Raw genomic sequence first — 14,184 nt, forward strand, 5'->3', positions numbered from 1 at the left:
CAGAATTTGATGATGACACTAACTCACAATCATATGCCAATGCAAAACTATGGACTAATGCCAATTCACTTTGGACTAAAGATTCCCCCATCAAACAACTTCCTAAAGATTCATTCTTCGGCTACTCCACCTCCCTCCAAGGCAACCTCGCCTTAATCGGTGCTTCTGAGCAAGATCAAAACGGCAAACACGATGTAGGCAATGCCTTCATCTACAATATTAAAACCGGTGAATGGCTTGACCTCAGCATAACCCCTAACTCCCCCATCAATCAACTTCCTGAAGATTCAGGCTTCGGCAGCTCCACCTCCCTCCAAGGCAACCTCGCCTTAATCGGTGCTTCTAGGCAAGATCAAAACGGTATTTCCTATGTAGGCAACGCCTTTATCTACAATATTAAAACCGGTGAATGGCTTGACCTCAGCAAAACCCCAAACTCCCCCATCAATCAACTTCCTGAATATTCATTCTTCGGCGACTCCACCTCCCTCCAAGGCAACCTCGCCTTAATCGGTGCTTCTGGTCCACATCAAAACGACAAATCCTATGTAGGCAACGCCTTTATCTACAATATTAAAACCGGTGAATGGCTAGACCTCAGCAAAACCCCTAACTCCCCCATCAATCAACTTCCTAACAATTCATCCTTCGGCGACTCCACCTCCCTCCAAGGCAACCTCGCCTTAATCGGTGCTCCTGAGCAAAATCAAAAAGGCCTTAACAGAGCAGGCAATGCCTTCATCTACAATATTAAAACCGGTGAATGGCTTGACCTCAGCAAAACCCACAACTCCCCCATCAATCAACTTCCTAACAATTCATCCTTCGGCAACTCCACCTCCCTCCAAGGCAATCTCGCCTTAATCGGTGCTTCTGAGCAAACGCAAAACGGTATTTCCGAAGTAGGCAATGCCTTCATCTACAATATTAAAACCGGTGAATGGCTTGACCTCAGCAAACCCTCAAACTATACCATCAATCAACTTCGTATAGATTCATCCTTCGGCGACTCCACCTCCCTCCAAGGCAACCTCGCCTTAATCGGTGTTCCTGGGCAAAATCAAAACGGCAAATCCTATGTAGGCAATGCCTTCATCTACAATATTAAAACCGGTAAATGGCTTAACTTAAGCAAAACCCCTAACTCCCCCATCAAGCAACTTCCTAAATATTCAATCTTCGGCAACTCCACCTCCCTCCAAGGTAACCTCGCCTTAATCGGTGCTCCTAGGCAAGTACAAAACGGCAATAACGATGTAGGCAATGCCTTCATCTACAATATTAAAACAGGTGAATGGCTTGACTTAAGTTCTACATATAAATAATATAAATTACTTAATCAATAACAACAAGGAGATACTCATGAAATACTCAGTCGTAAAAATATTAACTACCTACCAAAGAATTAGCAGTGTTGTTATTGCATGCTGTTTCTGTTTCTTTGCTCTGATTATCTTTGCTCCCAGCTATGCTGAGACACAGTCATTGCAGGGTTATCAGCAGAAGCCAGAATGGGTTAGTACGCCTACAAGTTTTACTGGTTTAAAAGAAAATCAACTCCCGCTAGCTGACTGTGTTACTTACTCAGGCGATACAAGTATAGATAGGTCAGAGTTGCGCACCGTACTTGTTCAATCATTTCTTGAAAATTACCAGCAATCTATCACCAGCGCAACTACGAGTGAACAGGCTAAAGTTGCAATTACCACCAATGCAGAGAAAGTTGCTGCGAGCAAGAAAGTGTTGAAAAATGAATCAGAAACTATCACCGCAGGTGAGGTGCAGGGTCTGTACCTCAAGCAAACTGGAATCTTTCTGGATCAAGATGGAACCTCAATAGTCTTTTGTGGGATAGCTATTATCAGTAAAATCTCCATAGAGAAATTCTACGATTCTAATGCAAAAGAAGCTGGTGCGAATATTAAGGATCTAGCCTACATCACTGGGCGGGAAGCTCAAATCCAAGAGCTCTTTAATATATTAGGCATAGCCTATGATGAATAGAGGTTGAAGACCTGTTGTAAAAAACTAATAAAAATGCTAAATAGTTAAATATTTGATTAATATGATATAATAGTTTATAATAAATAATAATAAAATATAATTAGGATGGTTAATTATTATGAAATATATAAATATTAGTATTATATTGGTTTTTAATATGATGAATAAGCGTATTATTAATGTGATTGTTTTGTCTGTTGCTTGTTTATGTTGGTACAGTGTGCCTGCAATTGCGGATCAGAAGACTAAGCTAGAGTACTACAATGCTTTTAAAAACAATAGCTGGAAAAAATTTTGGTTTTCAGATGTGAAGGTGAATTGTGCTGAATTTCTTTCTGTGTATCGGCAAAATAATTTCTCAGATTGCGGTAGTTGGTATGCGGGAGTTCGAAATGCTGTATTTACCCACTATAAAAAATCTCCCCATAAAGATTATATCTGGCTTAAAACTCGTATTGACGATGTGGTGTTTTACAATCCTAACAGTTTAAAATCAAGAAACGGTATTCCAGAGTTATTGCCCGACCCCATGATAGTCTTGATGTATTCGTTAGCGTACGCTGGTGGTGAGCCTAGGTTCGACGACATTACCTACATAGACGGAGAGAGAGAAGTGGCGTTTTTAAAGTCTATTGGAATAGATAATGTTGCTCCCAGATCAGAATGCTCAAAAATAACTGCTGCATTCGTATTCAAATTCTTTATCGTGAATCAATATCTTTTATTACCCCACAGCACTTCCGCACCTATCATTAAAACTCCACCCCATTCTAGAGGATGTTAAAGTTAGCCAATCGCACTATTGCTGGTCTCGGTGTGGCACTGATAGTAGCTGGTTGCACTACTGCGCCAGCGATTCTGCAAAAGAAGATTATCTTACCACCGAAGAATATCGAAGCGGCTAAGAATCGTAAGATTTCTATTGCGCCTATTCGCCCTGATGATGATAGTGCGAGGAGGGAGGCTGAGATTTTGACCGCAGGAATTTCTAACACGCTCTCTGGAGCAAAAGATGCAAGTGGCAATCCCTATTACTCAGTTCGTTTTGTTGATAAAAATGTTACCAGCAAACTCACTGATATTATCAAGAAAAAAGATTCAACCACAGACACTGATGTATCTGGTGAGCTCAAGAATATCATTCTCGATGATTCATATATTTTGTACCAAGGCAATATTGGTAGAAAGTACTATGAAGATGTTGGTGAATTTCTTTATAATGTCTATAAAACTACCTACACTAAACTCTATGATAGTAATGGTCGTGAAATTGTCCAGAGTGATGGATTTACTGCGCTCTCTCGTACTGATACTGTTGTTGATAGAGTGCCGTATCTGTGCACCTTCGGCAATTTATCACTTGACTATAAATTTAGTGGGGTTGAGGCAACAGACAGTAGCCTTGCATCCACACCAATAGTCAGGAGAGAGAGTAAACTCAGCGAGCGTTTTTTGCGCTACGGCGCGGCTAACTGCGATGGTAAAGCCAGTACTGATTTGGAAGAATCTGAAAAATTAATCGGCTATGTAACTTCTGGTCTAGCTTCTGAACTAACCCCCCAGGAGCAGGAACTTACCTTGGAGTTTATGCAATCATATGAGGAGATCGAAGGCAAAGATGCAAAATTATTTAAGTTAGCATTAAAGTCAGTTGCAGTTGGCAATGGAGAGCATGCCTGCCGCTACTGGAATTATCTACTCAATCGTTACACCAATGAGCGCTCACTTATTTTTAATCGGGCTATTTGCCTAGAGCAGCAGGGCAATCTCTATGCCGCGTTGCACACTCTGTCTCGCTTGGACAGTACTGAAATAAATCCCACTGGTAAAAAAACCACTGAAGAATCTACCAGAGAACCTGAAATTGAACTTGAAGAGATGAAGTTAATCACTCAAGCTAAAAAACGCATAGAGAGAGAAATAGCACTAGCTGAAACTTCTACCGCATTAGAAGGCGAGAGGAGTAAAGGCGATTCAGAAGCTAAAAAAATTGTAGTTTCTGACAGTAGCATTAAGGATCGGGCAAATCTTGAAATCCTTAATAATGATTATCTGCCACTGCGAGATGAAAAGGGCAATGATATTGAATCTCTGCTCATAGATCGCAACTTAGAGTATCTTGGTAATACTGGTACTTTTTTTGCTTTAGGCCTAGGTACATTAATTGTTGCAGATGGTAGCCCTATTAAATTCGATTTTTCTAAAAGCTATCTGTCTATTGGCTTAAGCTACTATGGCGAAGACGATGATGTGTTTGTTGGTTTTGATTATTCTCAGCCACTGGGTGAAATCAGATTAGAAAATCTTTCAGTTTCTTCTTATATTTTAGTAGAATTTTTAAGTCGAATTAAATTAGCAATTGGGGGAATTGATGATTCATTTAATGCTTATTATGCGTACTTTAGCCAAGACAGATTTAATGTAAAGGTTACCGGTTACTCTAATTCTTATAAATATCAAGGTTATCATTTTCTTACTAACACTACGATAGGCAGAGGATTAGGTGTTAGTCTTTTGCTCAATTATACTGGTTCTGTTAAAAATAGATTAGTGATTGAATACGGAGAGACCTTTGCAAATCAAGAAAAATATAATACATTTAAGATTGGCTATCAAATGGAGGTTGAATAATGTTTAAACACAATCTATTGCTGTTGGCTTTCTTTGTCTCGGGTTGCACGAATCACATTGTGGTACAGTTGCCACAGGATTACCCGCCTGCTAATGCTGAATTTGCATTTAATAAGCAGATCGGCGTTGTGCCTCCTATTCCTCATGATGCCAATGCTGCTAGTGATGCAGAGGTCGTGGGTAGCACAATTGTCAGCTTGCTTAATGAAGTTAAGGATAAAAATAAAACCCCCTATTACCATGTTTCATTAGTTACTAATCAAGAACAATTGGTGAAGCGATTACTTCAGAAGTCCAAGAGCACTGGTGTTGATGAGGCTGCTCCTAGTAATGATGATATAGCATTGTCTCTTGCTCGTATCTTGGATACGCAGGTGCTATTGTTCGGTACCTTAAGCCGAGAAAGTAAGAACTATGATACAACTAGCGTTGATCAGGAGACAGGGGTGGTGTATAGCGATACTGCGCCTATTAATATCTGGAAAATATGCGACATTAATGCTGAGGGTAAAAAATCAGATTGTCGTAATGAGACTCGGGTGCGCTATGAGAAGGGCGGTCCCTATGGACCTAGTTGGAGTGATTGTGAAAAAGCAGCGGTAGCAGCAGATCCTGAGCGAAAAATAAAAGCCCGTGATGGTAGGAGTTGTGAATTTGTAGGAGAGAAAATTATTTCTCGTGATATGACTGGATATATTGGTAAATACTATACCTATGATTGTAGTTTCAGAGATGTTATGCTTCAGAGCAATGTACAGGGCCTTCTCACTTCTAATGCCCAATCAATATATGCCAAAAATAGCATGGTCAATAACACCTACTTGAGAGGTGGTATGAATAGATGCCTTACTGGTAATCTGGCAGGTAGTGGCAGTACTGGAGGTGTCTCACAGCCTGCCCAACATCTAGCAAAAAAACTCACTGACGATCTGGTGCCTATCCATACCAATCTTACTGTGTATTTTTATAAATCAGCGAAAAATCTTAATAAAATAATGGATGAACAATTTTCATCTGCTTTTGAGCAACTTGAAAATAACTCAATTACCACAGGCTGCAATAGTTTCATTAAGCTCTATGCTACGCCAGAGGTGTCTTTTGATTATGCACTATTGTTTAATGTTGCCTCATGTTATCTACTCCAAGATAAAGAAGACTGGGCGAGGGGTATTTTTACTGAACTAAATAAATACAACTACCTCTACCTGCGCAAGCAAGACACGCTACTTTTGAAAAGTTTAGTAACTATTGCAGAGCACAAAGCGCAAAAAGAAAAGGGCAAAAAGATTGACGCAGCTCGTTCAATCTCAGATAGTAGCACCCAAGAATTTGCTAAAATACTCCAAGAGAAAATGAATAGTATTTTTAAGAATACCATTACTAGTCAGTAAAGCACTGCTGTTGATGAGACAATTGAAGTTAATCTTTACACTCATCGTTTATACCGCAACTTCCTACGCTGAAGTATTCAACGCACCAACTGGATTGAACTTCGGTAGCAATCAGCCCTCATGGGTTGATTCGGTATCAAGCAGTGGAGAAATGGTAAGAGCAGTTGGGAGCTCTTCCATTGTCACCTCACCTGAAGATGCCTACGCTAAAGCACTGCAGGATGCGATTGGGAGTATTGCCAACCAGCTTGATGTACAGGTATCTGATACCTTAGTGAAACGGAGTGTTAAACGCGAAGTAACTCATTCAAATAATAATCTTACTAGCAGTGGGCGCGTAGGCATAGATCGTACTATCAGTTTAGATACGCAACTTGAACGAACTACCAAAGTCAGTAGCAGTATTGCGGTACTGCCATTGCTTCGTATCATCAAAAAAGAAATACACCACAATACAAAATATTTTGTTTTAGTCGAGCTATCAATTACTGAACTTGCGGAGTATCTCTACCAGCAATTAAAAACTACTCAAACTGCGTTATCCAATTTTGCTCTCGAGCAAAATTGTAAGACTCCTCAATGGTACTGTTGGTTGAAAGTTAAAAAATTCAATCAACTCATTGAAGATAAAGTACCATACCACCATCTTGCTACTATTATTTCTGCAACTAGTTCTAGCGAAGCTACTAGGTTAGATGAGTTTATGGAAGGTTATCAAAACTCCTTACAGCAATTTGCTCTCGTTAATCAAATTCAGCAACGAGTAGCATTTCAACTTAACCTTACTCCATCAACACAGACCCTTGCCGAAAATCTAACCAGTGATTTAAAGCGTCATGGCTTGATTGCGACGACAAGTCCAATAACCCAAAACCCTACCCATAACTCATCCCAGCAAGAGCACCATGGATTAACAATAACCATGAAGGATTTCACGGTTAGTTGCCAAAAAGATGAGGAGGTATATATTTGTCAAGCTAAAGTAGATTACCGAATACATGCCACAAACTCACAAAATCAATCACTCGTCATTGAAGATTCACAAGTGGTGGTTAAACGAAGCTTTGATAAGAATAAAGTCAAACAATTAGCTACCAATGAGGTAATTACCAAATTTGTTGCAAAAGTAATAATTGATCTCATTATGAAATTAGCGACAAATTGACCTTTTTTCATAAACTCTATGCACAAAACGATTTGTTGGTTAAAGCTCGTAGCCAATATCTTTATTTAGACTATGTGTCGGTGTATTTAGAAGTACCCAATGCATCACTTAACGAAGTTCTTAATCAATATAATACCTACCTGCAAAATAACCTGCAAGCATTGGCTAACTATAAAAATCAAATTCAAATTACTATAACTCACAATATTGTCAATGGGGATTATTTAACTTCGCTGGTGGTAGCTACAATAGGCAGAAATTACAAGACACCTAAAATCTATAAAAATCCTGATATTTTAGTCTCATTACAATCTTTACAAATACATTGTAATTCATCAGCTCCTTTTATCTGCCAAGGTAGCGTGGAAGTTGTGATATCTTCTCAGGACCTAGCGCCATACGAAACTTCAGTGCAAATCCAGAAAAGTGCATTTTTAAAAGATAGCAGTCTTCAACAGGTGTATCAGGGCTTGTCTAAATTAATAGAGCAAAACCTATCAAATTACTTATCCAACCAGTAGTTTTTTAATATCTAAATGTAATATATATTATAGAAAAAAACTATAAATAGTAAATAAATAGTATAAAATAATGTTATAATAATAAATAAATATAAAATAATATAAATAAATGCAAAAAAACAAATAAAACAAAATAATATGAATAAAGCTAGTGATAAATCAACGATAGAAGTATCATTATGTACTGTGACTGTTAGTCACGGCACATTTTTCACTAGTAAAGAAGTTGAGATAACATTATTCAAGAATCACATTAAAATTTATGTTGTAAATGATGGATCCACTTTTTGGGTTCCACTAGATGCTATTGCTACCCTGAGATTAACGACTACTAGATCATTATTGGTGCTGTTAATTTTAATACTATCAACAATTTTAAGTTTGGTTATGATTTTCTATAGTTTAGAGATTGCAGTTGGCTTAGGAATTATTGCGATTATAGCTGCGATTTTTTACTTTAATCCAATAGGGGTGTTTAGTCTTTATGATGTCAGTGGTGCTGTGTATCATATTTATATGAATAGATTTAGCAATTCTATTAAAGAGCTTACTAATCTTATAAAGCTAACACTTAAGCAAAGAAAAATATTTCTCAGTACCATTTCCTTTATGGGAAATCTAACTGCGTTACAGAAACATTTCCAAAAATAATAACATTAATTAACCATTCATAAACTAAAAAATAAAAAAAGGAGAAAATAAAATGAAAAAAGTATTAATTGTATTAGTAGTTGTAATCGTTGCATCGATTGGGTATTTATTTTTAGGCAGTTGCGAAACTGATTTAGGTGTTTCTGTTTCCCCAGCTTCAATAATAAGTTTAGTAAGGACATTCGGTGGCAGTATTGGTGACGGATTTGAGGAAGTTATAAAAAGTTGCTTCTAGTAGGTCTAGATTAATTATCAGTCGTATCATGTAACCTAAGTTATATTTAGCTTAGGTTAAATTTAGCGTATTTTAAAGTGGTGGTCTAAGTTTGGCCACCACTTTTCACATGCCTCTTTTCGCAGTGGCGGTAGATTAAATTAAATATATGTATAATAGAATTTCGAGCAAATCTGGATAATGGAGGATATATGGATAAGAAAATAATAATGATTGCGGCAATGTCGTTAAGTGGGTTGTGGGGATTCGTTGCCATGGCGCATGATAATCCTAGTGAATTAAACAAAGATCAGGTCCCAAAAGCTATTGCTCGGGAATTAAGTGCCGATCAAGAAAAGGCACGCATGGACTATATTATCCATAGCCGCAAGATTCGCTGTTCGCTCGTAGATGGTGAGATGACGACTAGCTATTGGGAAGGAAGTGTTTTTAGTCGAGTAGAAGGGGAGAAGGATAAATTAATTTTTAAAATAATGGGAATAAATAATAATAGATGTGTGGCAAGTAAAAATGACAAGGATGAGTTAGGCTTTTCTTCGGTATCCCGTGAGATCATGCTGTATCTAGATCCAGTCACAGGAACGGTACTGCGCACTTGGAAAAATCCCTGGACGAATGAAGAAGTTGAGGTGCTCCATGTTGCTAATGATCCGGTCAATGATAAAGGCGATTATGGCTATACCAAAACTGGAGAGATTAATAAAATTAAGTTTAAACAGATACCTTCTGATAAAAATCTCATGATGAGTTATGAAATACCACTTTATTATCCTAACCCTCTTGCCGGTGATTACCAGTCCTATGTGGGAAATCATTATCACGCCATAGAGCTGTTTAATTATTTTGTTTCCAAAGCAGATTTAACCAGCACGGCGAATAGCATCTATCCTAATTTTGCTTGGGCAAGGGTTAGTCAATGGCTTCCATGGATGAATATGGGTTCTCGTCCAGGGTTATTGATATTTAATACCCAAGGGCTTAAAATCAAAAACTTTGATGAAGTTCCTGAACCATTAAAATCAACAATTCTTAAAGAGTACCCTATTTATGCAACTGCTCCACCAGTAACTGACTCTCGTCCAAATGAGACAAGTTGGACGGTATTTAAAAAGTATAAAGAGAAAAAGCAAAAGAAATAAAAAAACTCGCGCGATATACTTCTACTGATGTATAGTACCTCTCCCGTATTAGGTATTGCCTAAGCATTTTGCAAAGGCATCTTCCATTCTTTGGATGTAGGTATTAATATTGTCAGGTCGGAATTCCAAATGAATAGACAATCCGTCACTGAGTAATTCTAAAAAAGGCATAGGGATTAAATAACTATCTTCGACAGGGATGCGTAGATATACCCCACGAAGTTTTTTTAAGCGAAAGCATTTGGTATTTATTCCAAAACTACACATTGCGAGTAGTTCAGCAAGGATGACTGAGACTGAATAAATATCAGCTCGTTGATCGACATGGGATTGGATGCGTTGCTCAGGAGCCATGTAAGTTGCAGTGCCAATAATCGTATTGCTTTTGGTTAGATTAATATAAAGTTGCCCAAAAGTTTCACTACTTGCCATTTCCACACTATCTCTATACCCATAGTGACGCATGTTGCAGGCTAATCCAAAATCCCCAAGTTTTAGCGTAGCAATATCAAGCGTTGTATCCATATCGCCCAGAGCAGTGCATTGCATCAAAATATTGGCAGGTTTAATGTCTCGATGTAGAACTTTATGGGTATGGAGTTTAGCTACCGCATTGGTAAGTTGACGCATGATTTGTAAACATACTGGCATAGTTAATTTTTTAGAATTGAGCAGAGTGGAGAGGGTACAGCCCTCTACCAATTCCATGATCAAGTAGGGAGGTGTGCTGGTAACATCACCACTATAGATTTTGAGAAGATTAGGATGGCTAAATTGTTTTCCAAAAACTATTTCATTGTTGAGTCGTTTTAATTGTAATGCGCAATCTGCACCATTCATGCCATCTTGCTTGAATACCTTGATAGCAACCGAGCCAATGAGTTTATCTTGAGTTTGATAGACCGTACCAAAACTGCCTTGACCTACTTGCTTGGTAAGGTGGTACTCATCTACTTTCATACTGCTGCATGTTACTTTTCGTGGTTATCGTTCAAGTCTTGATTCAGTTGCAAAGTTCGGTTGCTAAGGATAGGCAACCCACCGTATTTACCTTCGTGGTATTTTTTAAAATAATTATCGGTTGCTCGGGCGGATAATTCACTTAAGGGTAGCACGCAAAATCCATCTTGTATATCCATGGCTGGAACGATGAGGTGCTGTTGGTATTTATCTAAATAGCGCAATAAATCTACTTCATGGCTGCAGAGCATGAGTTGTGCGTTGAGTGGATTCCATTCTTTTTGATAAAATAATCCAACCAGTTCAGCTAAGACATGTGGGTGGAGTAGGCTATCACCATCGTCAAGCACCATCGCGCCACGATTACGAAAACAAATCGCCAGCTCTAAACTTAAACAAATTAATTTACGCAAACCAAAGGAAAGTTGCTCGTACTTGGCCTCTACCCATTCACCACTTCCAGCTACTCTCTGGTATATGCAGGTGATGTAATAGTGGGTAATTCCAGAATTATCATCATATTCTTTACTCCCGCGCAGTTCTTGCATCTCACAACCAAGCTGTTTAAGAATGCGGAGTGCAGATGATACATAGAGCGAATCTGCAGGTTCGGTAATTAGATTAAAACAATTTCTCTCCCAAGCGGAAGGTTTTAAATTAACTTCACGAGAGACGGCGGTAGTTTGTACATTCTTCCATTCATCGCAGATTATTTTTAAATTTAACTTTTCTATTGCTATCTTTAGTTTATTTTTAGTAAATTCAGTTATTGAGTTGCTTTTGTACAATCGTAGCATGTTTTCACCATAGCGCGGTACCATACTTTCATGTCGACCCACATGAGTACGCAGAAATTGCACACCTCGTTCTTTAATAAAATTATCAACCGCATCAAATTCACCTTTTTTACTATTCCAAGTTCGTGAAAAAAGTAGACTGGTTGAGCGGTTATTTTCAACATTTTTTTTATATTGTTGAATGCGTAATCGTTCACTTACAATTGCACCATCCAGTATGCTGAGTTGATACTCTAGTCTATAGAGTAATGCTATTTTGAAACTACTCGAAGCACTGCTACTCTCGTTCTCAGCAGTATCTGTTACGGTAGTATTGACACTATGAAAGTTTGGTTCAAAATAAACAGTAATTTCAGTCGCTTCATCTGTTTTGTGCCAAGGTGGGGTAAGTAATTTGAGCAGAGCAGGGTTGTTCTGAGCGCCTGAAAGTAGCTGTGCCACGCAGCTAACCGCTCGGCAGAGTGTGGTTTTTCCCATTCCATTGGCTGACAAAATATGCATAGCCTTCATCAATCGTGTTTTGCCTAAAAAAGCGCTTTCAGAATAAGCTGCGCCTATAGGAACCTTATTATCTACTTCAAATTGTAGAGTAGCGTTTTTAAATGGACCGCAATGTTTTATATTAATTGAATGAATTAACATTTATTATGTAATAAATATAAAAATATTTATGTATTGTTATTATTTTATCATATTATCAATGTAAAATTAATTAACATTGATAATGATGGTTAATTACGGTAACTATATAAAAAAATGTAAAAAATGTAAAAATAATTTAATTTTTAATGTTATAATCTAAAAAATGAAATTTATTAAAACAAGTTTATTAAAAAAATTAAAATGTTTTTAATAATTAGGCGATAAAAAAATAAAAAAATAAAAAAATAACTAAATATAAAATTGTTTGTGGAGGGGAGAATTGAGTTTTGGAAAATACCAAATAATTAAGCAGATTGGTAGCGGTGCATTTGGTGAGGTGTATCTGGCTGAAGATCCTAGTATTAAACGAACTGTTGCAATCAAAACTTTGAAGCGCGACCCATTAGTAACATTAAACATTAATGGCTACAATGAATATGTTGCTCGTTTTAAAAACGAAGCAAGTATTGCTGCGCGTTGCTCCCATCAGAACATGGTGACCATTTATGATTTTCATTATGAGAAAGATTTATCCTATCTCGTTATGGAGTTCGTCGACGGAACAAGCCTGCGAGATTTAATTGATCAGCATCAGTTACAGTTAACTCAAGTTAATTCAATTTTTTATCAGTTACTTAGTGGTGTTGCTGAGTTTCATCGTGCTAATATTGTTCATCGCGATCTCAAACCTTCTAATATCATTCTTACTAAAGATTTAAAAGTAAAGATCACAGATTTTGGTATTGCGCTGGATCGCAGTGTGGATATCAATAACACAGACCCTGACGCACATATCACTAAGCTCGGTACTACTTTAGGCACACCGCGCTATATGCCTATTGAGCAAGTACATAACTCAAAGGTAGATCAGCGTGCTGACCTTTATGCACTAAGCGTAGTGTTTTTTGACCTGCTCAGCACCTGTGCCTACCCAGCGCAGATTACCACAACTACATTAGATCGACAAGATTCTAATATCTACACTCATCCTAGTATCGACAAACATTTGCCATTTCCAGCAGCTTTTTTTCCTATCCTCATTGCGGGATTAACCGTCAAAATTGAAGATAGGATTGCTAACGCTACTGAATATCAGAAGCTCTACAATGAATGCCTAGCTGCTCTCAATCAAGAGCTCAAATTAATTCGTAAGCAAGAGAACACTGAGGATCTAGATATTAAACATTTGGATCAACATATTGATATCGTTGCATCGCTACAAACTAAAACTAAAGTTAAAACTAAAGCGACATCTTTTTCTAATGTTGCTAATCCTAATGAGGATAGTTATACAAGACTGCGATTAGATCCAAACACTGAAGTTGGTAAAACAATGGCTGCCACTCAGGTTATGACAGGCCATCAAGGCACTGCTTCATCCACTACCACTGTCTTGCAAAATAGACATGATCTTTCATCAGCTGAAACTATTTCACAGTCTTTATATCCAACCCATCCAAAAAAGAATCGCTCATATATGTATCTCTTTGTCTTGGGCATAGCTATAGCAGCCCCTATCTCCTACTTTACCCTTCAAAATAAACCTACTCTAGTCGTCCCTATCCCTAACCCTGTGCCTGGAGAAGCTGAAATAACCAGTAAATCAGACAAACTACAAAAACCTGCCGAACCATTAACTCCTGTTATTAATGTACCAGCTACTAATGCATCCAATGTAGCTGTCGCTCCCCCCATAAACACTCCCTCTGCTCAAACATCCGCCCAACCACCAGCCCAACCCGTTAGTCAAACTGATCTCAAGGTAAAAATTGCAGATGCCAAAAAAAATCCTGGGCAGTTTCAAGTCATCCCTAATCCTCCAAATCCCAGATCAGCAGAAAAAACATCAGATAGTAATAACCCTCTCGGAGCCAAACAGGTTGAGAACAACTTAAGAAATAAGGCAGGTGATAAAAGGGTTAATGAAGTGCTAAAAGTAGCCAAAGAAACTGAAAATTTTATTGATGAATAAATTAAAATAATGTTATAATAGAAAAAAAATAGTATATAATAATTAAATAATAAACAAAAAGGAGAATAAAATGAAT

13 protein-coding genes are annotated in these 14,184 nt (G+C 37.8%); 11 read left to right on the plus strand and 2 right to left on the minus strand.

All coding sequences use genetic code 11. The annotated features are described in order from the left end of the window. From QM538_05640 to QM538_05685, 10 genes are all read left to right on the plus strand, one after another. A partial coding sequence (locus QM538_05640) for a hypothetical protein (protein MDI9347968.1) occupies positions 1-1,325 on the plus strand: 1,325 nt, incomplete at its 5' end. Between the two features lie 37 nt (positions 1,326-1,362). Further along, positions 1,363-2,004, plus strand: a complete 642-nt coding sequence (locus tag QM538_05645; GenBank protein ID MDI9347969.1) for a hypothetical protein — start codon at positions 1,363-1,365, stop codon at positions 2,002-2,004. Between the two features lie 157 nt (positions 2,005-2,161). Beyond that, positions 2,162-2,788 carry a hypothetical protein gene (locus QM538_05650; protein ID MDI9347970.1) on the plus strand — a complete coding sequence of 209 codons (627 nt, stop codon included), beginning with the start codon at positions 2,162-2,164 and terminating at the stop codon, positions 2,786-2,788. After that, a complete protein-coding gene (locus QM538_05655; protein MDI9347971.1) occupies positions 2,782-4,635 on the plus strand; it encodes a hypothetical protein in 1,854 nt (617 codons plus the stop codon). The genes QM538_05650 and QM538_05655 overlap by 7 nt, the downstream gene beginning before the upstream one ends. Continuing rightward, on the plus strand, positions 4,635-6,026 hold the full coding sequence (locus tag QM538_05660; GenBank protein ID MDI9347972.1) for a hypothetical protein: 1,392 nt from the start codon (positions 4,635-4,637) through the stop codon (positions 6,024-6,026). Before QM538_05655 ends, QM538_05660 begins: the two co-directional genes overlap by 1 nt. Positions 6,027-6,039: 13 nt before the next feature. Next, a complete protein-coding gene (locus QM538_05665; protein ID MDI9347973.1) occupies positions 6,040-7,191 on the plus strand; it encodes a hypothetical protein in 1,152 nt (383 codons plus the stop codon). After that, the gene (locus QM538_05670) at positions 7,188-7,712 is read left to right on the plus strand and encodes a hypothetical protein (protein ID MDI9347974.1); all 525 of its coding nucleotides are present in this window, start codon (positions 7,188-7,190) and stop codon (positions 7,710-7,712) included. Before QM538_05665 ends, QM538_05670 begins: the two co-directional genes overlap by 4 nt. Before the next feature lie 138 nt (positions 7,713-7,850). Then, on the plus strand, positions 7,851-8,363 hold the full coding sequence (locus QM538_05675) for a hypothetical protein (GenBank protein MDI9347975.1): 513 nt from the start codon (positions 7,851-7,853) through the stop codon (positions 8,361-8,363). A 52-nt stretch (positions 8,364-8,415) separates the two neighbouring features. Continuing rightward, positions 8,416-8,598, plus strand: a complete 183-nt coding sequence (locus QM538_05680) for a hypothetical protein (GenBank protein MDI9347976.1) — start codon at positions 8,416-8,418, stop codon at positions 8,596-8,598. 191 nt (positions 8,599-8,789) lie between these two features. Continuing rightward, positions 8,790-9,737, plus strand: a complete 948-nt coding sequence (locus tag QM538_05685; protein MDI9347977.1) for a DUF1838 family protein — start codon at positions 8,790-8,792, stop codon at positions 9,735-9,737. Between the two features lie 48 nt (positions 9,738-9,785). Here QM538_05685 and QM538_05690 read toward each other — a convergent pair whose 3' ends face one another. Next, a complete protein-coding gene (locus tag QM538_05690; protein ID MDI9347978.1) occupies positions 9,786-10,697 on the minus strand; it encodes a serine/threonine-protein kinase in 912 nt (303 codons plus the stop codon). A gap of 11 nt (positions 10,698-10,708) precedes the next feature. Beyond that, positions 10,709-12,136, minus strand: a complete 1,428-nt coding sequence (locus tag QM538_05695) for a hypothetical protein (GenBank protein MDI9347979.1) — start codon at positions 12,134-12,136, stop codon at positions 10,709-10,711. 265 nt (positions 12,137-12,401) lie between these two features. Between QM538_05695 and QM538_05700 the strand changes: the two genes are divergently transcribed. After that, positions 12,402-14,108: a serine/threonine-protein kinase gene (locus QM538_05700; GenBank protein ID MDI9347980.1), complete on the plus strand. Its 1,707-nt coding sequence runs from the start codon at positions 12,402-12,404 to the stop codon at positions 14,106-14,108. The last annotated feature ends 76 nt before the right edge of the window (positions 14,109-14,184 follow it).

This window comes from Candidatus Methylacidiphilales bacterium (genome assembly GCA_030054035.1).
Classification (GTDB): Bacteria; Pseudomonadota; Gammaproteobacteria; order JASGCS01; family JASGCS01; genus JASGCS01.